General features: G+C 46.4%; 18 protein-coding genes and 1 tRNA gene. 16 read left to right on the forward strand and 3 right to left on the reverse strand.

Features of this window, described 5'->3' with window-relative positions; translation table 11 throughout:
* Nucleotides 1-19 precede the first annotated feature (19 nt).
* Complete coding sequence (locus tag QZY95_RS02165) at nucleotides 20-811, forward strand: P-loop NTPase (RefSeq protein WP_290918789.1); 792 nt, start codon at nucleotides 20-22, stop codon at nucleotides 809-811.
* A gap of 120 nt (nucleotides 812-931) precedes the next feature.
* Here QZY95_RS02165 and QZY95_RS02170 read toward each other — a convergent pair whose 3' ends face one another.
* Complete coding sequence (locus tag QZY95_RS02170) at nucleotides 932-1,594, reverse strand: class I SAM-dependent methyltransferase (RefSeq protein ID WP_290918791.1); 663 nt, start codon at nucleotides 1,592-1,594, stop codon at nucleotides 932-934.
* A gap of 605 nt (nucleotides 1,595-2,199) precedes the next feature.
* On the reverse strand, nucleotides 2,200-3,795 hold the full coding sequence (gene hcp / locus QZY95_RS02175; protein ID WP_290918872.1) for a hydroxylamine reductase: 1,596 nt from the start codon (nucleotides 3,793-3,795) through the stop codon (nucleotides 2,200-2,202).
* A 454-nt stretch (nucleotides 3,796-4,249) separates the two neighbouring features.
* Here hcp and QZY95_RS02180 point away from each other — a divergent pair.
* From QZY95_RS02180 to QZY95_RS02240, 13 genes are all read left to right on the forward strand, one after another.
* Nucleotides 4,250-4,324 (forward strand) — tRNA-Val (locus QZY95_RS02180).
* A gap of 75 nt (nucleotides 4,325-4,399) precedes the next feature.
* Nucleotides 4,400-6,334 carry a threonine--tRNA ligase gene (gene thrS / locus QZY95_RS02185; protein WP_290918795.1) on the forward strand — a complete coding sequence of 645 codons (1,935 nt, stop codon included), beginning with the start codon at nucleotides 4,400-4,402 and terminating at the stop codon, nucleotides 6,332-6,334.
* Nucleotides 6,335-6,359: 25 nt separating this feature from the next.
* The gene (infC, locus tag QZY95_RS02190; protein WP_290918798.1) at nucleotides 6,360-6,866 is read left to right on the forward strand and encodes a translation initiation factor IF-3; all 507 of its coding nucleotides are present in this window, start codon (nucleotides 6,360-6,362) and stop codon (nucleotides 6,864-6,866) included.
* 185 nt (nucleotides 6,867-7,051) lie between these two features.
* Nucleotides 7,052-7,249: a 50S ribosomal protein L35 gene (gene rpmI / locus QZY95_RS02195; RefSeq protein ID WP_290918801.1), complete on the forward strand. Its 198-nt coding sequence runs from the start codon at nucleotides 7,052-7,054 to the stop codon at nucleotides 7,247-7,249.
* 88 nt (nucleotides 7,250-7,337) lie between these two features.
* Nucleotides 7,338-7,691 carry a 50S ribosomal protein L20 gene (gene rplT, locus QZY95_RS02200; protein WP_066856710.1) on the forward strand — a complete coding sequence of 118 codons (354 nt, stop codon included), beginning with the start codon at nucleotides 7,338-7,340 and terminating at the stop codon, nucleotides 7,689-7,691.
* 16 nt (nucleotides 7,692-7,707) lie between these two features.
* Nucleotides 7,708-8,745, forward strand: a complete 1,038-nt coding sequence (gene pheS / locus QZY95_RS02205; protein WP_290918810.1) for a phenylalanine--tRNA ligase subunit alpha — start codon at nucleotides 7,708-7,710, stop codon at nucleotides 8,743-8,745.
* A 17-nt stretch (nucleotides 8,746-8,762) separates the two neighbouring features.
* Entirely contained in the window at nucleotides 8,763-11,171 is a 2,409-nt protein-coding gene (gene pheT / locus QZY95_RS02210; protein WP_290918813.1) for a phenylalanine--tRNA ligase subunit beta, read from the forward strand.
* A gap of 28 nt (nucleotides 11,172-11,199) precedes the next feature.
* Nucleotides 11,200-11,607 (forward strand): MerR family transcriptional regulator, encoded by a 408-nt coding sequence (locus QZY95_RS02215; protein ID WP_290918816.1) that lies wholly within the window; start codon nucleotides 11,200-11,202, stop codon nucleotides 11,605-11,607.
* A gap of 87 nt (nucleotides 11,608-11,694) precedes the next feature.
* On the forward strand, nucleotides 11,695-12,351 hold the full coding sequence (rpe, locus tag QZY95_RS02220) for a ribulose-phosphate 3-epimerase (RefSeq protein WP_290918819.1): 657 nt from the start codon (nucleotides 11,695-11,697) through the stop codon (nucleotides 12,349-12,351).
* Nucleotides 12,352-12,464: 113 nt separating this feature from the next.
* On the forward strand, nucleotides 12,465-14,462 hold the full coding sequence (gene tkt / locus QZY95_RS02225; protein ID WP_290918822.1) for a transketolase: 1,998 nt from the start codon (nucleotides 12,465-12,467) through the stop codon (nucleotides 14,460-14,462).
* 347 nt (nucleotides 14,463-14,809) lie between these two features.
* Nucleotides 14,810-17,239 (forward strand): ATP-binding protein, encoded by a 2,430-nt coding sequence (locus tag QZY95_RS02230; protein ID WP_290918824.1) that lies wholly within the window; start codon nucleotides 14,810-14,812, stop codon nucleotides 17,237-17,239.
* A gap of 102 nt (nucleotides 17,240-17,341) precedes the next feature.
* Nucleotides 17,342-18,064 carry a TIGR04283 family arsenosugar biosynthesis glycosyltransferase gene (locus QZY95_RS02235; RefSeq protein ID WP_290918826.1) on the forward strand — a complete coding sequence of 241 codons (723 nt, stop codon included), beginning with the start codon at nucleotides 17,342-17,344 and terminating at the stop codon, nucleotides 18,062-18,064.
* A gap of 4 nt (nucleotides 18,065-18,068) precedes the next feature.
* Nucleotides 18,069-18,797, forward strand: a complete 729-nt coding sequence (locus tag QZY95_RS02240; protein WP_290918829.1) for a TIGR04282 family arsenosugar biosynthesis glycosyltransferase — start codon at nucleotides 18,069-18,071, stop codon at nucleotides 18,795-18,797.
* A gap of 127 nt (nucleotides 18,798-18,924) precedes the next feature.
* Here the strand turns inward: QZY95_RS02240 and QZY95_RS02245 are convergent, their stop codons facing one another.
* The gene (locus QZY95_RS02245) at nucleotides 18,925-19,098 is read right to left on the reverse strand and encodes a MarR family transcriptional regulator (RefSeq protein WP_290918832.1); all 174 of its coding nucleotides are present in this window, start codon (nucleotides 19,096-19,098) and stop codon (nucleotides 18,925-18,927) included.
* A gap of 264 nt (nucleotides 19,099-19,362) precedes the next feature.
* Between QZY95_RS02245 and QZY95_RS02250 the strand changes: the two genes are divergently transcribed.
* Both QZY95_RS02250 and QZY95_RS02255 read left to right on the forward strand, forming a co-directional pair.
* On the forward strand, nucleotides 19,363-19,629 hold the full coding sequence (locus QZY95_RS02250) for a hypothetical protein (RefSeq protein ID WP_290918835.1): 267 nt from the start codon (nucleotides 19,363-19,365) through the stop codon (nucleotides 19,627-19,629).
* A gap of 293 nt (nucleotides 19,630-19,922) precedes the next feature.
* On the forward strand, nucleotides 19,923-21,476 hold the full coding sequence (locus tag QZY95_RS02255) for a GGDEF domain-containing protein (RefSeq protein ID WP_290918839.1): 1,554 nt from the start codon (nucleotides 19,923-19,925) through the stop codon (nucleotides 21,474-21,476).
* Nucleotides 21,477-21,501 lie beyond the last annotated feature (25 nt).

The following is a 21,501-nucleotide window of genomic DNA, read 5'->3' on the forward strand; positions in this document are numbered from 1 at the left end:
GGCATTGGAGATATGTAGAATGAAGTTAGCATTTGCAGGTAAAGGCGGCGTTGGTAAAACAACTCTTACCGCATGGATGGCAGATTATCTCGCTCGAAACGGGCAGAACGTGTGGCTGGTAGACGCTGACACAGCACTTTCCCTTGGCGAAGCCTGCGGGATTGATAGAGGCAGTTTGCCAGAAGCCCTTATTCACCGTGAAGATTTGATCCGCGAGCGAATCCGGCAGGAAAACACCAGCATGTTTACACTCAATCCTGACGTAAGTGACTTGCCGGAAGCTCTTTCCGTAGAACTTCCGGTTTCAGGAATCCCTACACAGAGTGTTGTTGCCGGATCAAAACGCCTGCTCGTGATGGGAACCGTAACAGGAGCCGGAGGCGGCTGCGCCTGTGCTGCCAATACACTTTTGAAAGCAATTCTTGCGCATCTCGTTCTCGAAAGAAACGACTGGGTGCTGGTAGATTTGGAAGCAGGAGTGGAGCATTTAGGACGCGGAACCGTTGCACATGTAGACGGTCTTGTTGTGGTTTCTGAGCCAAGCATGCGAGGTCTTCAAACTGCCGCAGATGTTGGTTCCATGGCTGCTGAGCTGGGATTACAGAAACAGGTTCTGGTTCTTAATCGTTCAGACGCGGAATCTCCAAAATTACCTGAGCTTGATGGACTTCCTGAAAGCGTAGTTTCTATGCCGTACCTGTCTTCGCTTGCATCCCGTCAGCTTGAAACAGGCAGCGTGCTCGGTTTGCGTGATGAAACAATTGATGATGTTGTTGAGCGAATTCTGGAGAAATTTGGAGCCCGGATATAACGCCTTGTGCACAATGAACTATGGTATTCATAGCTGTGTAGGAGATTGGGCAATATTTTCGAGCGGATAATAATTTAAAAACAAAATGGCAGCCAACAATTTGGCTGCCATTTTGTTTTTTTATCTGTCGCCTTTTTGGGCGCTGAACAGGGCGACGCAGCCCTTTACTTCTATTTTTACGTTGGTGAAACGGGATTCGAGTTCGTCTCTTAAGCCGGTTCGATGGTCACGTGTGTTCGTAAAAATACCTTTGTTATTGTAGAATGCCATTAATTTTTGCGCAGCAAAGTTCTGATGCACGCCGTGGCTCAAAATGGTTGAACCAAAAATTTTACCGCCTTCATGCAGGTATTCAGATAGAGAATCTAAAATGGTTGCTTTTTCTTTGATTGCGCCCGGAAGGCAGTGGAAAAGATAGTTGATGCTGATGGAATCAAACGGCTTGCATGGCAGGTTTAATGGAGAAAGGATATCAGCTTGATAGATTTCCGGCTTGAAACGTTTTACTCGTTCTGCGGCTTTTTCAAGGCTGTTGTTATTAAGATCCAGCAGAGCAAGGCGTCTTTTTTGTTCGAGTAGGCATTTGTCGAGGTAATAGCCTGTACCTACACCAACATCTAAATGATTGAGTGTAACGTGCTTGCGGTAATGGTGCCTCAGGTTTTTAGTTGGACAGCGCCAGACAACTGAGTTGGAAAAGCCGAGAACCCATAGATCGTATATAGAGAGAACAGGTTTTGTGTAAATAGCCTGTCCTGCGTGTATTGCTTCTGAATGTTTCATTATAGTATCTCCTCATCAGGTCATTTGATGATGAACCATTGGGGCTGAATGCATGAATGCTGCATGTGTATTTTGGACGCAGCACAATCTGCAACTCCTATCGCATGAACTGTGTTCACGAGAAGTTAAAAAAGTAGTGAATTGAAAAAGAATTGTGCGTGCGATGTAATCATCAATAATATCAGACTATAGAGACGCAGAAAAAGCGCCCTGCATGTTGCCACAGGGCGCTTCCTTTGCTGATAGCCAATGCATGAATACAACATCATTAAACATAACGAAAGTTGAAATCATGCTGCAAGGAGGTACTGGCGTTGAAAAGAGTCTTATCACACTGATATGCAATAAGACGTCATTCAGGTGACAGTTTGATATTTTTACAAACCGGCGCGGCTGCACTCACAGATCACAACAACCGCACCGGCTTTGGGAACGAGGGGTTTATGTTCCCAAAAGCGGGAAAGGAAAGCCGAAACCCACTGCTGTTTCAAGCTGTCATTCTGGCAGGCTGCAACAAGCTAACTTGTTGGCGCGTGCCAGAATAGCAGACGTATGTAAAAGCCCCTTCCGCGGATGCTACGGAAGGGGCTTTCGTGCTCAGAACTCTATCCGAGGATAGCTTTGAGGTCTTCTTCTGGAGTGGAGATAGGCTTGATGCCGTAGTTCTCTACCAGAACGTTAAGGATGTTCGGGCTGATGAATGCAGGAAGAGAAGGCCCGAGACGGATGTCTGTGATACCGAGGGAGAGAAGAGTGAGAAGAATTACAACAGCCTTCTGCTCGTACCAGCTGAGTACCAGAGACAGTGGAAGTTCGTTAACGCCGCATTCGAATGCGCCTGCAAGTGCGATAGCAATCTGGATTGCAGAGTAAGCATCGTTACACTGACCTACGTCGAGGAGACGAGGGATGCCGCCGATGTCACCAAGTTTCTTATCAAAGAAGCGGAACTTACCGCAAGCAAGAGTAAGAACAACGGTGTCCTGCGGAGTCTGCTCTACAAACTCGGTGTAGTAGTTACGTCCAGGTTTTGCGCCGTCACAGCCGCCAACGAGGAAGAAGTGGCGAATAGCACCGGCTTTAACGCCGTCGATTACTTTGTCTGCTACGCTCATTACAGTGTTGTGACCGAATCCGCAAAGTACGCTGCCTTTATCTACAGTGTCTGTAAAGCCAGGCTGTGCGAGAGCACGTTCGATAACCGGAGTAAAGTCTTTGCCCGGACCGATATGAGTGAGGCCAGGCCAGCCAACAAGACCGGTTGTGAATACGTTGTCTTTGTAAACGTCCTGAGGTTTCTGGATGCAGTTGGTTGTAAAGAGGATAGCACCAGGGAACTCAGGGAATTCTTTATGCTGGTTCTGCCATGCAGTACCGAAGTGACCGTAGAAGTGGTCAAATTCTTTAAGTTTCGGGTATGCGTGACACGGAAGCATTTCGCCGTGTGTGTAAATGTTGATGCCTTTACCTTCAGTCTGCTTGAGAAGAAGGAAGAGGTCCTGAAGGTCGTGACCGGTAACGAGAATCGCTTTACCAGGTACGTGACCGAGCGGTACTTCAGTAGGTTCTGGATGACCGAAAGTACCAGTGTTTGCTGAATCAAGAAGTTCCATTGCGCGAAGGTTTACTTCACCGCACTTGAGGCAGAGGCCAAGCCATGCCTGAAGGTCACGTTCTTCTTCGTCGTAGCCTGCAGCAAGACCGGTGTATACGAAGTTGTATACTGTGGAATCCTGCTGGCCGAGAACTGCAGCGTGGTCTGCATAAGCACAGAGGCCTTTAAGACCGTAAAGAAGAAGCTGCTTAGCAGAGCGGATGTCTTCATCAGTGTCAAAATTCTTAATGGAATGTGCTTCACCCTGCGCAACGAGACCATCGATGGTGTCAGCTGGTTCAAATGCACCTGGACCGCTCTGGAAATGAACATCAAGTGCTTTGCGGTGTGCTACGATTTCGTTAATAAATTTCTGGAAATCTTCAGGGGTGAAGTTAACGTTAGTTAATGTTGAAAAGAGCATCTTGGCAGTAAAGTGACCAAGGTTGTTGCTTTCGTCACCTTTTTTCAGTGCTGCAAGAGCAAGACCGCGCAGAGCGTAGACGGTGAGATCCTGAAGGGCAGCGACGTCTGCTTTTTTGCCACATACGCCGATTTTATCACAGCCAGTACCTTTGGCTGTCTGCTCACACTGGTTACAGAACATAGGTAACTCCTTTGATGGAACATTTACTTGAGTTTCTTCGTCAGATTTGAAGAGCTTTTTAAAGAATTCTAACATACTGGTACACCTCGTATGGTATAGGTAATTTTTGTGTATCTCATCTAACGACAACTGGAAAGCTGTTAAGCGAAAAATTGATGCGAGAAGGAATTCTCGTTGCCGTTGAATGCAACCTACCTATCACATGTGTTTTATTCTGTGACGCGGGTCAAAAAACATGGATAGTGTGCAGAAAAAATATTTTTTTTCTGATTTCCACAGTTCATCGTATTGAATTTCTCACGTCCACACGGCAAGGAACATTATATACGGGGTTCGCTCGGGGTGTTTGAAGCCGAACATGGTCTTTGCTTGCAAGAAAAAAGAGAAAAGTGTATTTTTTCTTCTTGACGAGCAGGTGGGTAATGCGTAAATACCATCTTCGCCGTAACGGTGTAGGCGCGTAGCTCAGTGGTAGAGCACTACCTTGACATGGTAGGGGTCAGCAGTTCGATACTGCTCGTGCCTACCAACACTGACGGATTGTAGGGAGGCGATAGCCTCCCTTTTTTTTATATATATTCGAAAATTTTCAGGAGATGCCATCGTGAACGTGTCTATTGAAGGACAAGTTGTAGAGGTAGCAGCAGATGCAAGCTGCCGTGATGCCCTGAGAGAAGTACTCAGCGGTAAAAAATTCAAGACTGTGTTGGCTGCAAAATGCGGCACGACGACGCTTGATCTCACTGCAACTATTCCGGCAGGTTGTGAAGAAATCACGCCTGTCTACGCGGACACGACGGAAGGTCTTGATCTGCTCAGACACTCTACTGCACACATTATGGCTGATGCAGTTAAACGTCTGTTCCCTTCCGCCAAAGTTACCATTGGTCCTTCTATTGAAAACGGCTTCTACTACGACTTTGACGTAGAGCGTCCGTTTACTACAGAAGACCTTGAAGCTATTGAAGCGGAAATGACTAAGATCATCCGTGAGGCTGCTCCGTTTACTTGCGAAGTTGTTTCCAAGGATGAAGCAAAAAAAGTGTTTGCTGATATGGGCGAGACCTACAAGCTCGAACTTATCGACGCAGTTGATGACGATGTAGTGTCTATCTACCGTCATGGCGAATTTGCAGACCTTTGTCGCGGTCCTCATCTTCCGACTACCGGATACGTAAAGGCGTTCAAACTCATGTCTGTTGCCGGTGCTTACTGGCGCGGTGATGAAAAGAACCCAATGCTTTCCCGTATCTACGGTACCGCATTTGCTGATCCAAAGGCGCTTAAAAAGTACCTTGCCCGTCTTGAAGAAGCGAAAAAACGCGACCACCGTAAACTCGGTGCAGCACTCGACCTTTTCAGTTTCCAGGAAGAAGGCGGCGTAGGTATGGCATACTGGCACCCTAAAGGTGCTCTTATCCGTACCATCCTTGAAGACTTCGAGCGTAAAGAGCATTTGAAACGCGGGTACGACATTGTACAGGCACCGCAGATCCTTAAGCGTGAGCTGTGGGAACGTTCCGGTCACTACGATAACTACCGCGAAAACATGTACTTCACTGAAATTGATGAAGTGCCATACGGCGTAAAGCCAATGAACTGTGTAGCGCACATGCTTATTTACAAGTCTCATATGCGTAGCTACCGTGATCTGCCAATGCGCTATTTTGAGCTTGGTGTAGTTCACCGTCACGAAAAGTCCGGCGTTTTGCACGGTCTTATGCGTGTACGTCAGTTCACTCAGGATGATGCTCATATTATTTGCCGCCCTGATCAGCTTCAGGAAGAGATTGTTGGTGTTCTTAACTTTGTTAAAGACATTATGAATGTTTTCGGTTTTGAATACTCTCTTGAGCTTTCCACCCGTCCTGAAAAATCCATTGGCGACGACGCAGACTGGGATCTGGCAACAGAATCCTTGATTGAAGCGCTTAAAGCCATTGATCTTCCTTACGAGATTAACGAAGGTGACGGTGCATTCTACGGACCTAAGATTGACATCAAACTCCGTGACTGCCTTGACAGAGAATGGCAATGTGCTACCGTTCAGTGTGATTTTACCTTGCCAGAACGCTTTGACTTAGGGTACGTGGGCGAGGATGGTGAACGTCACCGTCCTGTAATGGTCCATCGCGTAATCCTTGGTTCTGTTGAACGCTTCATCGGTATTCTTACTGAACACTATGCTGGTGCATTCCCAACTTGGCTTGCTCCGGTACAGGCACGCGTGTTGACTGTTACTGATGCACACAACGAATTTGCAGAAAAAGTAAAGGCGGAACTTCTTAAAGAAGGCATCCGCGTTGAAGCAGATACTCGTAATGAAAAGCTGGGCTACAAAGTTCGTGAAGCCCAGGTTTCTAAGATCCCGTACATGCTAGTTATCGGGGATAAAGAGATTGAAGAACAAGGCGTGAACGTACGCATGCGTAAGGGCGAAAACCTTGGTCTGAAATCCGTTTCGGAAGTGGTAGAGCTTATTAAAGCTGATTGTGAAGAACCGTTTAAAAGCGGAGGGTTAAGCTATCGCTTTTCCTAAGTATCGTCGGCAAGAGCCGCAGGATATGACTAAGCGCAACGAACAGATTCGTGCGCGTGAGGTTCGTGTTATTAGCGAAACCGGTGAGCAGTTAGGTATTCTTAACAGAAACCAGGCTATCGACATTGCTAAAGAAAAAGGACTCGACCTCGTTGAGGTGGCTGCTAACGCTGAACCACCTGTCTGTAAGATCATGGACTATGGTAAGTACAAGTTCGAGCAGAAAAAGAAGAAACAGGAAGCAAAGAAAAATGCTGCTGTAGTTCAGGTTAAAGAAATCAAAGTTCGTCCAAAAACTGACGAACATGATTACCAGACCAAACTTAAGCACGTTCGTCGCTTCCTCGAAGCCGGTGACCGTTGTAAGGTTACTGTGTTCTTCCGTGGACGTGAAATCGTTCATAAAGATCGCGGTCTTGCAATTTTGGAACGGGCTATGGAGGATACCAAAGATATCGCAAAAGTGGACCAGATGCCACGTTCCGAAGGACGTACCTTGCACATGCTGCTGGTACCGACTGCGAAAAAATAAGCATTCTGGCTTGATTTTGTGATTGATTTGGAGCAATATCCCCGTTTCGCGTAGTCATACTTGTTATTCTGCGCTTTGCTCAGAGGAATTTTTCTGAAAACTCCCTGTAATGCAGGGGGTTTTCTCTCGCGTGCTGTCATTACGCTGTAGAATGGCAGTGCAGCAATAACGGTAAGGAGATTAACATGCCAAAGATTAAAACCAGACGTGGCGCTGCAAAGCGTTTTTCTTTGACTGGTACCGGCAAGTTCAAACGTCGTAAGCAGAACCTTCGTCACATCCTGACAAAGAAAAGTGCTAAACGTAAAATGAACCTCGGTCAGTCTGCTATTGTTGATAAAAGCAACGAAAAAGCTGTTCGTCGCATGCTTCCAAACGCATAAGACGTATCAACTTAGTATATAACTTTTTTCCGCGCTCCGTTGGCACATCTCTCGCCTCACGGAGTGACAAAGACCCTGGAGGGTATCCATGCGAGTCAAGAGAGGCTTGGCGGCTCATCGTCGTCATAAGAAATATTTGAAGATGGCTAAAGGCTTCCGTGGCGGTCGTTCTAAACTGTACCGCACAGCACGCGAAGCTGTAGAAAATGCATTAGTATATTCTTACCGTGACCGTAAGACAAAGAAACGTGAGTTTCGTCGTCTTTGGATCCTGCGTATCAACGCTGGCGCCCGTTTGAACGGTCTCTCCTACAGCAAGTTCATGCACGGCCTGGCCCTGGCTGGCATCGAACTGAACCGTAAGGTCCTTGCTGACCTTGCAGTTCGCGAAAAAGAGCACTTTGCACAGCTTTGCGAAATCGCAAAAGCTAAGCTGAGCTAAGTAGCACTTTTCAGGTATGAGCCTGATTCACGAATTAGAAAGCCTGGTTCAGGAGCTTAACAGCGGCCTGGATCAGGCTTTTTCATTAAGCGAAGTGGAAGATTTGCGTGTAGCCTTCTTGGGCCGAAAGGGTAAACTCGCGCAGATCATGCAGCGTCTTCCGGAACTTTCTCCGGAAGAGCGTCCTGAAGTTGGTAAAACTGCAAACATCGTTAAAGGCAAACTCACAGGTATGCTGGATGATTGCAAAACCAAACTTGAAAACGCAGCAGAAGCGGACAAACTTGCAAAGTTTGACCCTTCAATGCCGGGACGTATGCCATGGCAGGGTTCTTTACACCCTGTAACTAAAGTAATGACTGAAATCTGTGACATCTTCAAAGGCCTCGGCTACGACATCGTAACCGGCCCTGAAGTTGAAAACGATTTCTACAACTTTGAAGCGCTGAACCTGCCTCCAGAGCATCCGGCGCGTGACATGCAGGATACCCTGTACGTAACAGATAATATTCTTCTGCGTACACACACATCCCCAATGCAGGCACGTACTATGCTGAAGCAGGAGCCACCGCTTGCTATTATCGCACCGGGTAAAGTGTACCGTCGTGACTCCGACCTTACACACACACCTATGTTCCATCAGATCGAAGGTCTGCTGGTTGGCGAAAAAGTAAGCCTTGCTGAGCTTCGCGGTACTCTTACTGCTTTCTTGCAGGAAGTGTTCGGACCGGAAACTAAAGTTCGTTTCCGCCCAAGCTTCTTCCCGTTCACCGAACCTAGCGTTGAGGTTGATATCTCTTGCTGCATGTGCGGTGGTGAAGGCGTTGTGGACGGTCAGCCTTGTCGTGTTTGTAAGCAGACCGGCTGGGTTGAAATCCTTGGTTGTGGCATGGTCGATCCAGAAGTATTCAAGAAAGTTGGCTACGATCCGGAAAAATACACCGGTTTTGCTTTCGGTCTTGGTGTGGAACGTGTTGCAATGCTTAAATACGGCATTGGTGACCTCCGCATGTTCTTCGAGAACGATGTGCGTTTCCTTAACCAGTTTATCTAGCAGGGGAGAGTAGAACCATGCTTTTAAGTATCAACTGGTTGAAAGAGTTTGTTCCGTTTACCGGAACAATTCAGGAGCTTGACGACGCGCTGACCATGCTTGGTCTTGAAGTGGAAGAAGTACTTCATCCATTTGAAGGCATTAAGCCAATGGTTATCGGTCACGTTGTTGAGTGTGAGAAACACCCTGAAGCAGAAAAACTTTCTGTATGTAAGGTTGATGTTGGCGAAGAAGAGCCGTTAAACATTGTCTGCGGTGCACCGAACGTTCGTAAAGGACTGAAAGTTGCTGTAGTTAAAGTCGGCTCTGTAATGCCTGACGGCACCAAGATCAAAAAGACAAAACTTCGCGGTATTCCATCCATGGGTATGATCTGTTCCGAGCGTGAGCTTGGACTGTCAGACGAACATGATGGCATCATGGAACTTCCGGAAGAACTCGTACCGGGTGCAAACCTTGTTGAGTCTCTGAACCTTGATGAAGTAGTGCTGGATATTTCCATCACTCCTAACCGTGCTGATTCTTTGAGCGTTCTCGGTATTGCTCGTGAAGTCGCTCTTGCCTTTGATCTGCCGCTCACAGTACCTGAATACAATCTTGTTGAGTCCGGCGAAGATTGCTCTGAAGAAGTAGCAATCGAAATTGCCGACGCAGATAAATGTTACTGCTACTACGGTCGTATCCTCGAAGGCGCTGCAATTGCACAGTCTCCGGCATGGATGCGTTACCGTCTCGTAGCTGTTGGCTTACGTCCTATTTCTAATATTGTAGACGTAACCAACTACATCATGATGGGCTTTGGTCAGCCTCTCCACGCATTCGATCTTGACCGTATTGAAGGTGCAAAGATTGTTGTGGACACTGCTGAAGAAGGTGAAAAGTTCGTAACTCTTGATGAGCAGGAACGTACCCTTAAAGCAACTGACCTTATGATTAAAGACGGCAGCAAAAGCGTAGCACTTGCTGGTGTAATGGGTGGCGCAAACAGCGAAATCCACGATGGTTCTACACGCATTTTCCTCGAATCTGCTGTGTTCCAGCCTGCATCAGTACGCCGCACAGCTCGTCGCCTTGCTCTCTCATCTGATGCTTCTTTCCGCTTTGAGCGCGGCGTTGACCAGCTGAATTGTCCAGAGGCAATGGATCGTGCAGCAGCAATGCTTGCAGAGCTTACTGGTGCAACCGTTCGTACAGGTATCTGCAAAGCAGAACCTAAGCCTTGGGTTGCTCCTGAGCTTCAGTTCCGCCCTCAGCGTTGTCGTGATCTTCTTGGTGTAGACGTAGAAGATGCTTTCTGCAAAGCTACCCTTGAAAAACTCGGTTGTACTATTACCGGCGCAGATACTGCTGACTGGACTGTAGTTCCTCCGAGCAACCGTCTCGACTACGAGCGCGAAGTAGACTTTATTGAAGAAGTGGCACGCGTATACGGCATGGACCGTATTGAGCCTGTTCTTCCTCAGGTTAAGCGTACTCTTGAAGCACGTAATGACGACTGCAACGAATACGAGTTCTGGTCTTTGATTAAAGCATGGGGCTGCGGTCTCGGTCTTAACGAAGCTATTAACTACTCTTTCGTTGGTCACGCAGATCTTGATCTGTTTAATCTGCCAAAAGACAACCGCATTACTATCATGAACCCGCTCTCTTCTGAGCAGGATGCAATGCGTACAGAGCTTGCTCCGGGTCTTTTGCAGAACCTTCGTCACAACTTGGGTCACGGCAACATGGGACTGCGCCTGTTTGAACTTGCGCATATCTTTGAAGCTGATGAAACAAGTGATACCACTGTTCGCGAATCCGGCCGCCTGAACATTTTGTTCTACGGTGACCGTTTTGATTCTGCGTACCCGCGTATGGCTTCTGAAGCAGAATATGCTGATATTAAAGGCTGCGTAGAACATCTTCTGGCGCATCTTCACGTGGGAGTACCAAGTTTTACTCTCGTAGAAGATCATGCATGGATGTCTCCGGCTGTTAACGTTGTAGTAAACGACCAGAAGGTCGGTACCATCGGTAGAATCAATCCAGAAATTGCCGATGCCTACAACGCTAAAAAAGATGTTTGGTTTGCTGACCTTGATACTGACGTGCTTCGTACTATGTACGTTGCAAGCAATATTAAATTTGCAAGCCTTCCTGTGCACCAGTCTGCATGGAACGACATCACTGTAATCGCACCGATTACTCTTAATGTTCAGGCTATCTTTGATCAGGTTGCTGCAACTAAACTGCCGCTTCTTGAAAAGATGGAACTGATCGACGTGTTCGTGCCTGAAGCATCAGAAGGTGCTGAAGAAACACGCAATTTGACCTTCCGCCTTACCTTCCGTCATAGTTCTAAGACATTAAAAGATAAGGATGTGGACAAAGAGCGTAAAAAGGTGGTTAAATCTCTCGAAAATGCATTGCCGGTTCGCATCTAATTAGCGGACAGCTCTGCAGGGGAGACGTATGAAAGCAAAGACCTATCGTATCGGAGAGGCTGCTACCCTGCTGAACTTAAAGCCGTATGTACTGCGGTTTTGGGAAACAGAATTCAAACAGCTAATCCCTATACGCACCCAGAAAGGGCAGCGTATGTATTCCGAGCAGAACGTGCTTTTGCTGCGGGCGATACGGCATTTGCTTTACGAACGCGGATTGACCATTGAGGGTGCTCGCAAGGTGCTCGGTCAATATGAAGAAATGTATGGCTCTATCACCGGTCCGGATCAACCCGGGCCGGAGATAGAGGCTTTTTGCGCAGGTAACGGCACCGATACCCCTTTGTACGCAAAGGAGAGCGGTGCCATTGATGTTGAGGAGATTATAACAGAACTCACATCACTGCGTGATATGCTTATAACGGGTCGTCGCTGATGCCCCGTCTTTTTTGTGCGGTTCGTCTAACGGAGGCAATCGCACCAGCACAGTACCATAACCGGCGAAAGCCACAGAGAAGATACTATGATCCTTTCACCTTCGTTATTGTCTTCTGACTTCGGCAGACTTGCTGAAGAATTACAGGCACTCGAACAGGCAGGACTTAAATGGGTACACTGGGATGTCATGGACGGCATGTTTGTACCTAATATTACTCTTGGAGCACCAATTATTAAGCGTCTCCGTAAAGAGAGTAACCTCTTTTTTGATGTACACATGATGGTTCAGCAGCCAGAGCGCTATGTTGATGACTTTGTGGATGCCGGTGCAGATATGGTTGTTGTTCATGCAGAAGCAACCAACCACCTTGAACGTACTATTGCGGAAATTAAGCGCAAAGGTGCACAGGCTGGCGTAGCACTCAATCCTCACACTCCTCTTTCTGTACTTGATTATGTTCTCGATGAACTGGACATGGTACTCATCATGAGTGTTAACCCGGGTTTCGGCGGTCAGAAATTTATTCCTTTCAGCATGCGTAAAGTTGCAGAACTTTCCAGCATGATCAAACAGCGCGGTCTTTCAACCCTTATTCAGGTTGATGGCGGAGTTGATCCAAATAATACAGCAGAACTGGTTCGTAACGGTGCAGATGTACTGGTATCCGGTTCCGCATTTTTCGGGTTCCCGCCATACGCAGAACGCTTAAAGACTTTTGAAGAAGTAGCCCGCAACGCATAGCGAGCTTTTTGAAAACTGTTATCACCAGTTGTCATGGCGGCGATTAATGTCTATCGACTGCCACAGCAACCAGCTGGAAAAATTTTATTGCATCATTCTTTTAGGAGGAAACGATGCCGTCTCGTAAAGACCTCGCCAACGCAGTCCGCGCACTGAGCATGGACGCAGTGCAGAAAGCAAACTCTGGCCACCCAGGCGCGCCAATGGGCATGGCAGATATTGCTGAAGTTCTCTGGAACGATTTCCTTAAGCATAACCCAAGCAACCCTGCATGGGCTAACCGCGACCGTTTTGTTCTGTCTAACGGCCACGCTTCAATGCTTATTTACTCTTTGCTGCACCTCTCCGGTTACGACCTGAGCATCGAAGAGATCAAAAATTTCCGCCAGATGGGTTCCAAAACTCCTGGTCATCCAGAATACGGTATGACTCCGGGTGTAGAACTCACTACTGGCCCTCTTGGTCAGGGCATCGCTACCGCAGTGGGTATGGCAGTTGCTGAAAAAGCTCTTGCTGAACACTTCAACCGTGACGGTTTTGAAGTTGTAGACCACTTCACCTACGTATTTATGGGTGACGGTTGTTTGATGGAAGGTATTTCTCACGAAGCATGTTCTTTTGCCGGCACTCTTGGTCTCGGTAAACTCATCGCGTTCTGGGATGATAACGGTATCTCCATTGACGGTAAGGTTGGACACTGGTTCGACGAAGACACCGCTGCACGTTACGAAGCATATGGCTGGCACGTTATCCGCGACGTAGACGGTCATAACCCTGAAGCAATCAAGAAAGCTGTAGAAGAAGCTAAAGCAGAAACTGCTAAACCTTCTCTCATCTGCTGCCGCACCATCATTGGTTTCGGCGCTCCGCACAAGCAGGGCACTGCTGCAACTCACGGTGCACCTCTTGGTGATGAAGAAATCGCAGCTACTCGTAAAGAAATCGGCTGGGATCACCCTGCATTCGAAATCCCTGCTGATATCACTGAAGCATGGGATGCTCGTGAGCGCGGTGCAGCTGTTGAAAAAGAGTGGGACGGCATGTTTGCAAGCTACCAGATTGCACATCCAGAGCTCTCTAAAGAATTTATCCGCCGTATGGCTGGCGACCTTCCAGAATCTTTCGAAGATCTTGCACAGAACGCAATTGATGCAGCAAACGCTGCTGCTAAATCTGCTGCAACCCGTAAAGATTCTCCGGTTGCTCTTAACGCATTCGGCCCTGCAATGCCTGAACTCCTCGGCGGCTCTGCTGACCTTACCGGCTCAGTAGGCACCAAGTGGGAAAAGTACGAACTTCTCTGCAAAGAAAGCTGGAGCGGTAACTACATGTCCTACGGCGTTCGTGAGTTCGGTATGGGTGCAATGATGAACGGTATGGCACTGCACGGCGGTATCATTCCTTACGCAGGCACCTTCCTCGTATTCTCTGACTACGCTAAAAACGCAATTCGCCTTTCCGCTCTCATGGGCATCCGTACTCTCTGGGTACTTACTCATGATTCTATCGGTCTCGGCGAAGACGGCCCTACTCACCAGCCTGTAGAACATCTTGCTGGTCTGCGCCTTATCCCTAACTGCCACGTATGGCGTCCTTGTGATACTGTTGAATCCATCGAAGCATGGAAATCCGGTATCGAAACCAAGAATGCTCCTTCATGTTTCTCCATGTCCCGTCAGACTCTGCCATTCATGGCTCGTTCTGAAGAGGCACTTGCAAACGTGAAACGCGGTGGTTACGTACTGCGTGACTGCGAAGGTACTCCTGAGTGTATCCTTATCGCTTCCGGTTCTGAAGTAGGTCTCGTTGCAGAAGCATACGATCGTCTTACAACAGCAGGCCGTAAAGTTCGCGTTGTTTCTATGCCTTGTACCAACGTATTTGACGCACAGGATGCAGAGTACAAAGAAAGCGTTCTGCCTTCTTCTGTTACTGCTCGTGTTGCTGTTGAAGCAGCTGCAGCTGACTTCTGGTACAAATACGTAGGTCTTGCAGGCCGTGTAATCGGCATGACCACTTTCGGTGAGTCTGCTCCTGCTGGCGAACTCTTCAAGCACTTCGGCTTCACTGTAGATCATGTTGTAGAAGCTGCTGAAGAAACAATGCGCTAGGACTGGTTTCAGTCTGCCTTTCCGGTAACGAATTATTCGTCGCTGGAATTGCTTTCAGCTTGTTGAAAGCATATGTGCAAAGAATATATGACCCGAACATGGTTACCGTGTTCGGGTCTTTCTTTTATTCACCGTTTTTTTTGTGTACTATGTAAAAGTATCCGGTTGCTTACTCATAGTAAAAGTAGTTGCAGGGTAGGCGACGGTGTGGAAGAACATTTGGAGTCACCGCGTAGTGACATTCAAATATCAAACAGGTATGTTTACACTTGGTACCGGCATGATGCCGGCTACCTTCTTGTATCCCGAAACGTTTTTAATCAGTTACCGATCATAACTGGAGCACCATGAGCAAGATTCGGCCTCTTCCTGCCAAGAAATTGCGCGCAAAACTTGCGCTTTCCCATATTCCATACAAAAGCAGCAGCGATATTAAGCTGGATGCTGCCAAGATTCATGCACCACAGCCTCGTGCTATGCAGGCGCTTGAACTTGCGCTGAATATTAAGGACAACGGCTACAATATTTATTTAGCAGGTTGTGCAAACCTTGGTCGAAATTACATGCTGCAAGAGTTCCTGCGTGAACGGGCGAAAGCACTGCCTGTTCCGCCGGATATGCTGTATGTGAATAATTTTGAAGATCCCGATGCACCGATTCTGCTGACAGTTCCGGCTGGAAAAGGGCGTGCGTTAAAGCAGGATTTTTCGCAGGCAATTTCAAATGTCCGTAAAGAACTGCCGAAACGTTTTGAAGGTGACAGCTACCTTAAGAAACGAACCATTCTTATGGATCAGTTTGCAGAAGAGCGTGATTCTTTATTTAAAGAAATGGATTCCATTGCCGGAAAAGAAGGCTTCCATATGGATCTGGATGAGCAGGGAAGCATTACCCTGTACCCGCTCATTGACGGTAAGCGTCTTTCTGAAGAAGAATTTGAACGTGTTGATGCAGCGCTGAAAAAAAGCCTGAAAGCAAAAGGCGAAAAGCTGTTGCAGGCGCTTAACACCTTGCTTCGTAATATGAATAATGCTGAGCAGGGACTGCGCACCAAAGAAAAGAATCTTGATAAAGAGCTGACCACAGAAGTTCTTGATGAACTGTTACAACCGGTTATTAAAGAATACGAAGAATGCTGCCATAGCGAAACACTGGCAGAGTTCTTTAAAGCGGCTCGGGAAGATATTTTAGAAAACGTGGAAGCGTTGTTGCCTAAAGAAGCTTCCAATGCTCCGTTGTCACTGCCTGAGGCTCTACAGCAACAACACCCTGAAGATGCTACCGCACCATACGAAATCAATGTGTTTGTTGACCACTCTGAGACCAAAGGTGCACCAATCATTCTTGATGATCATCCGACTGTTGCAAACTTGCTTGGCTGCATTGAACGTGAAGCAGAAATGGGTGCGCTCATCACAGATTTCTCTTTGATTAAATCAGGTTCATTGCATCAGGCTAATGGCGGTTTCCTGTTACTTCATATTGAAGATATACTTTCCCAGAGCGGTTCATGGGAAGGACTTATGCGTGCCCTGCGTTCCGGTATGGTTCGTATTGAGGACAGTGAAGAAGCACAGGAGACAACAAAAACAAAAGGTATTGAGCCGGAACCGTTGCTGCTTGATTTGAAAGTAATTCTTATCGGCGCAGAAGAAATTTACGAACAGCTGTTAGAGTCTGATGACCGCTTCCCGAAACTCTTTAAGATCAAGGCACATCTGAATGATGCAATGCCTCGGAATAAAGACGGATACGCAGTATACATGCACCGTATGGCGGGGATTATTGATGATTGCGACCTGTTGCCGTTTACCAAAGATGCAATGGCGGAAGTTATTGATTACGGCTCCCGCATTGTAGAAGACCAGACGCGTCTCTCTTTAAAATTTCCATTGCTTAGAGAAATTATGATCGAGGCATCCGCGCTTGCTTCTATGGATAAAAAGAAAGAAGTCGACGGAGCCGTTGTTCATAAGACCCTTATTACACGCCATTACAGAAATAATCTTTATGAAGAACTGTTCTTCGAAGAGTATGACCGGGATCTGATAAAGGTCACTACCCTTGGAGAAAAGATCGGTCGTGTAAACGGGCTGTCAGTTTCCATGTATGGTGACTTCGAATTCGGTCTTCCACATCAGATTGCCTCAACAGTAGGTGTCGGTCATGGCGGTGTTATCGATCTTGAACGTGATGCACAGCTCAGTGGACCAATTCACACTAAAGCTATGATGATTTTGAAGAGCTACCTTATCGGTATGTTTGCTCATAACAAACCGCTTGTGCTGACAGGGTCTTTATATTTTGAGCAGGGTTATGCCGGTGTTGAAGGCGACTCTGCTTCCGGCGCTGAATTGGCGGCACTGCTTTCAGCGTTAGCTGAAGTTCCGGTTTCACAGGCTCTCGCCTTTACTGGAGCCGTTTCTCAGAGTGGTGAAATTCTCGCTGTAGGCGGTGTTACCCGCAAGATTGAAGGGTATTTCGATATATGTTCGCGTCGTGGTCTTACAGGGCATCAGGGCGTTATTTTGCCGAAAGATAATGTCGATCAGCTTATGCTCAAACGTGAGATTGCAGATAAAGTCGAAGAAGGGCTTTTCAGCATCTACCCGGTGACACATATCGAAGAAGCACTTGAACTGCTTACCGGTATGAAGTGCGGATCAAGACGCAAAGACGGTTCGTTTACGAAAGATACTCTTTTTGATCGTGTTGACCGCCGCCTGAAAGAATTAGGGCGTCTAGCTACTCATGCATACAAGCAAAATAAAAAGTAACGGTTGCAACCTGTTACTTCTTTAGTGGTATTGCAAGGCACGGCTTGCGGGCATTGTGCTGTGTATGTACTATGCAAATACATATATTGTTTTTGAGGGTATATGGATTCTTGTTCTGTGAGTGTCATAATTCCTGTCTGGCATGAAGGTGCAGGGATTAATGATCGAATTACACACGTATATCAACGTGCAGCAGAAGCTTCCTGTTCAGTGGAAGTCATTGTGGCAGACGGGGAACCGGAAGCCTCAACTCTGGCTGTTATTGAAGATGACGATGTGATTCAGGTTCGTTCATCACAAGGGCGTGCTTCACAGATGAATGCCGGAGCGGCTGTGGCATCCGGTGATATTTTGCTGTTTTTGCATGCAGACACCGTTCTTCCTGTCGATGCTTTTCGACTTATTCAAGAGGCACTGATATCAGGAAAGAACACAAGCTGTAGTGCAAAGGCGGGGGCATTTACCCTGTCTATTGCCAGCAAGAACTGGTTTTTATACCTTGTGACAATGCTATCAAACTGGCGCAATAAGATGACCCGTACACCATACGGCGATCAGGCTCAGTTTTTTATACGTTCATATTTTGAAGAGCTTTCAGGATATGCTCCTCTTCCTATCATGGAAGATGTTGAGATTATGCGCAGGATTCGGAGACGTAACGAGCCTGTTGCAGTGATTGATGCTCCTGTTTCTACATCTGCCCGCAGGTGGGAAGCAGAAGGTATGTACAGATGTACGCTACGCAACGTGCTGTTGCGTTTTCTATACGGAGCAGGCGTTTCTGCTCAAACACTTTCGCATTGGTATCGCGCCATGAAGGGGTAGTTTAATGACCGACACATGTATTCTTTTTTTCATTAAGTATCCAAGTCACGGCAATGTAAAAACACGGCTTGCCAAAGTTGTTGGCGAAGATGTTGCTACCTCATTGTACCGTCATTTCGTACAGGATATGCTCAAGGGTTTTGAGAAGGTAGAATCACAACTGCGTATTTGTTATGCGCCTTGCGGTACAGAAGAACCAGAAAAAGAATTTAAAAGCTGGTTAGGCTCCCAGTATGTTTACCGTGAGCAGGAAGGAGACGACATTGGTGCTCGTATGAAGCACGCAATGCAGTCTGCTTTCGATGAAGGTTTTCAGCGCGTGATTGTTATTGGAAGCGATATTCCGGATTTTCCACCGGAGCTTATCAACAAGGCATTTTTAGATCTGGATATGCAGGACGCAGCAGTAGGCCCATCCTATGATGGTGGTTACTACTTGATTGGTTTCCGTAAAGATACTTTTGCACCGGAAGTGTTTGATGACATTCCTTGGTCAACACGTGATGTTTATCGCGCTACCCTTGCAAAAATGCAGGAAGCAGATCTTGAGCTTATCCGCTTACCGGACTGGAATGATGTTGATACCATATGGGATTTGAACCTGTTGTTCAGAACAAACCGCAACAGTTCATTCCGTAAGTCTTCCACATATGCAATACTGCGTGAACATTCCAAGCTTATTCGTCAGTACGATGTGGATCTGCCGACTCACTGTCGTCTTGATGAAGATTAGCAATACCGACAATATCAATAAAAATAGCCTGTATCGTTCGATACAGGCTATTTTTTTGCATTGGTACGAGGCTACACTGCGAAATAAATGTGAAGGAGGTATGCAGGTAGTCGCAAAAATTGCTCTATTATTCAGTAGGAGCGTAGTAGCAGCGCTTAGGAGAATGGATTTCTCCAGCTTCTTTAAGCTTTTTAATGGCTTTGGATACTTCTTTGCTGTCTACACCCAAAACTTCAGCTACTTCACCGGGACGAACAGGTTTACCTGCGTTTTTCATTGCTTCAAGAACTTTCGCTTCCATTGGGAACTCCTGATGGTTTTTATTATTGGTACAGATTCCTATTATCGATAGAGGCGGAGGCTGTCAATCAATATGTCAGAAAAAATAATCGTAGAGAGCACATTTGTTTTGTCGTGAGGGGTATAGCTTGTATAACATCTGCCCAGTTTGCTTGAGAAAAGTTTATATCTGTTGCCCTTAAGTGCTATACAAAGGTACTATAGTGTACTTGTCGTAAATTCAGGTTGTAGTCTGTACCAACTTAGCAGGAAAGGGGAGCAAAGTATGTTTGCAAATAGATGGCGAACCATATGCGCACTTATTTTTGCGTTATTATGTATTATATTCAATTGGCAATGGGGCGTTGGAATAATGTTCTTACTGTGGGCAATTCGAGATATTGCAGATGGCGAATCTCGTTTTGTTGAAACCATAAAACGCTCAGAAGAACTTGTACTGTATGTTCTGGTCATTTTTATGCAACTTTTCTTTGCACTATTCTTCTTGGTTGCAGACTTTTCAAAGAACGATTTTCTATTGTGGTTCTTGTAAAGAACACTATTGTTCATAGGAATAAAAAAGATCGGGATGCAATGTATCTCGATCTTTTTTTCTTTTTAGTAAAGAGTTTTACTTTGTTATAGATTTGTGTTCCTTTATATATATTTTACATTACGATAGAGAATTTCGATAAGTATAAGAACCTGTCAGCGATGGTTGAAGGTTATATAGTTGTTATTTTCGGTTGTTTTTCGTTATTCATGCTCTTCGGGGGGAATATGGGGTGGAGTTTGCAAACCCGACTGTTGAAGGCGTTTTTCCTGCTGTTTATAGTGAGCTGCTATGTGATATTTTTAGGAATAACTGCAATATATCAGGATAAAGTAGCCGGAAAAGAAGAGTTGGTGCGGATCGACCAGAACCGTGCGGTGAGTATCCGGACTGCATGTCTTATGGGAGACTTCAACGTCCCTTTTGCAGATGTTCGGATTTTAGCAGACATCCTTTCTTACGGGATGGATGGTGATAAAGGCGCAACAGAGCGTGCTGTTCGCGTGTTGTATTCATTTGCTGAAAACAAGCGTGGGTACGGACAAGTTCGTTTTCTTGATGCAGGCGGATTTGAAAAAATCCGTATCAACCGAGACCTCGGTCGGTTGAAAATTGTTCCACAAGACAAGCTTCAACCTAAAGCACATCGATCATATTTTAAGGCAGCACAAAATCTGGGGGCGGGTGATGTGTATGTTTCTCCACTTGATCTCAATATAGAAAATCAACAAATCGAAGTACCGCATGTTCCGGTTATCCGTTTTATGACGCCTGTAGTCAGCGGACATGGTGACCGACTAGGGCATGTTGTGCTTAATTTTTATGCGGCAGAAATGCTTGAGCGTTTTCGGGATGTTGCATCTGATAACCTGAGTAATCCAATGCTGCTTAATGACAAGGGCTACTGGCTTGTTTCAAACGATAAAACGCTTTGCTGGGCATTTATGTTTGAAGCACCTGATACGCAGAACAGCGAGAATACTTTTGCCGCACATTATCCGGTAATTTGGCAGCAAGTTCAGCAGGGAAGTGCAGGGCAAATTCGTAACGGTAACGGCCTGTTTACGTGGCGAACTGTAAATCCTGCATTTGCGGTTTCTCCTAAAATAGGAGAAGGCGTTCAGGCATATCCTCCCGTTGCAATCAGCCCGTATAAATGGGTTGTTATGCAGCATGTCAGTGCTGAAAAGCTGACTGCAATGAAAGAACATATTTTTACCACCTGCGCGTGGGTTTGGATTGTACTTTCAGCCATAACTGGACTTACCTTGTGGTTTACATTGTTAACCATTCAGCAAAGTCAGAAACATCGTGATGAGTTAGAGGTCTTGGCACATCATGACTGGTTAACTGGACTTTCGAATTTGCCACATATTTTTTCTAAACTGGAAGTAGCTTGCGACAAAGCTGCTCATGATGGCATTCCGTTTTTTGTTATCTATATTGATTTGGATGACTTTAAATTTGTGAACGACAGATATGGTCATGAGTCCGGCAATATTGTTTTGCGTCATGTTGCCTCAGTATTGCGGAAAAATGTACGTCTGACGGACACCGTGGCACGCATTGGCGGAGATGAATACGTCATTCTTTTGGAAAGCATGTCTGCATCGGATAAAGCTCAGGAGATTGCGTTTAATATTCTTACGTCGTTCGAACAGCCGGTTAAACTGGAGTGCGGCAGCAATGTTTATGTAAAAGCAAGTATTGGCATTGCAGGCTGGACAAAAGATATTACAGGGCCGGACGACTTAATGAAACGCGCGGATACGGCCATGTATGAATCGAAAAACGAAGGGAAAAATACCATTTCTCTATTCATGGAAGGGCAGGATAACGTAGCCTGAGTTTATGAAAAATTAAGAGATACAG

This window comes from Halodesulfovibrio sp. (genome assembly GCF_015482765.1).
GTDB lineage: Bacteria > Desulfobacterota > Desulfovibrionia > Desulfovibrionales > Desulfovibrionaceae > Halodesulfovibrio.

What these genes read in the sequence shown, in the direction of transcription:
- QZY95_RS02240 (WP_290918829.1), top strand. Translation starts at nt 18,069, where the DNA reads ATGACCGACACATGTATTCTTTTTTTCATTAAGTATCCAAGTCACGGC.
- QZY95_RS02165 (WP_290918789.1), top strand. Translation starts at nt 20, where the DNA reads ATGAAGTTAGCATTTGCAGGTAAAGGCGGCGTTGGTAAAACAACTCTT.
- QZY95_RS02250 (WP_290918835.1), top strand. Translation starts at nt 19,363, where the DNA reads ATGTTTGCAAATAGATGGCGAACCATATGCGCACTTATTTTTGCGTTA.
- QZY95_RS02170 (WP_290918791.1), bottom strand. Translation starts at nt 1,594, where the DNA reads ATGAAACATTCAGAAGCAATACACGCAGGACAGGCTATTTACACAAAA.
- rpmI (WP_290918801.1), top strand. Translation starts at nt 7,052, where the DNA reads ATGCCAAAGATTAAAACCAGACGTGGCGCTGCAAAGCGTTTTTCTTTG.
- QZY95_RS02215 (WP_290918816.1), top strand. Translation starts at nt 11,200, where the DNA reads ATGAAAGCAAAGACCTATCGTATCGGAGAGGCTGCTACCCTGCTGAAC.
- pheS (WP_290918810.1), top strand. Translation starts at nt 7,708, where the DNA reads ATGAGCCTGATTCACGAATTAGAAAGCCTGGTTCAGGAGCTTAACAGC.
- rplT (WP_066856710.1), top strand. Translation starts at nt 7,338, where the DNA reads ATGCGAGTCAAGAGAGGCTTGGCGGCTCATCGTCGTCATAAGAAATAT.
- QZY95_RS02245 (WP_290918832.1), bottom strand. Translation starts at nt 19,098, where the DNA reads ATGGAAGCGAAAGTTCTTGAAGCAATGAAAAACGCAGGTAAACCTGTT.
- pheT (WP_290918813.1), top strand. Translation starts at nt 8,763, where the DNA reads ATGCTTTTAAGTATCAACTGGTTGAAAGAGTTTGTTCCGTTTACCGGA.
- rpe (WP_290918819.1), top strand. Translation starts at nt 11,695, where the DNA reads ATGATCCTTTCACCTTCGTTATTGTCTTCTGACTTCGGCAGACTTGCT.
- tkt (WP_290918822.1), top strand. Translation starts at nt 12,465, where the DNA reads ATGCCGTCTCGTAAAGACCTCGCCAACGCAGTCCGCGCACTGAGCATG.
- hcp (WP_290918872.1), bottom strand. Translation starts at nt 3,795, where the DNA reads ATGTTCTGTAACCAGTGTGAGCAGACAGCCAAAGGTACTGGCTGTGAT.
- QZY95_RS02235 (WP_290918826.1), top strand. Translation starts at nt 17,342, where the DNA reads ATGGATTCTTGTTCTGTGAGTGTCATAATTCCTGTCTGGCATGAAGGT.
- infC (WP_290918798.1), top strand. Translation starts at nt 6,360, where the DNA reads ATGACTAAGCGCAACGAACAGATTCGTGCGCGTGAGGTTCGTGTTATT.
- QZY95_RS02230 (WP_290918824.1), top strand. Translation starts at nt 14,810, where the DNA reads ATGAGCAAGATTCGGCCTCTTCCTGCCAAGAAATTGCGCGCAAAACTT.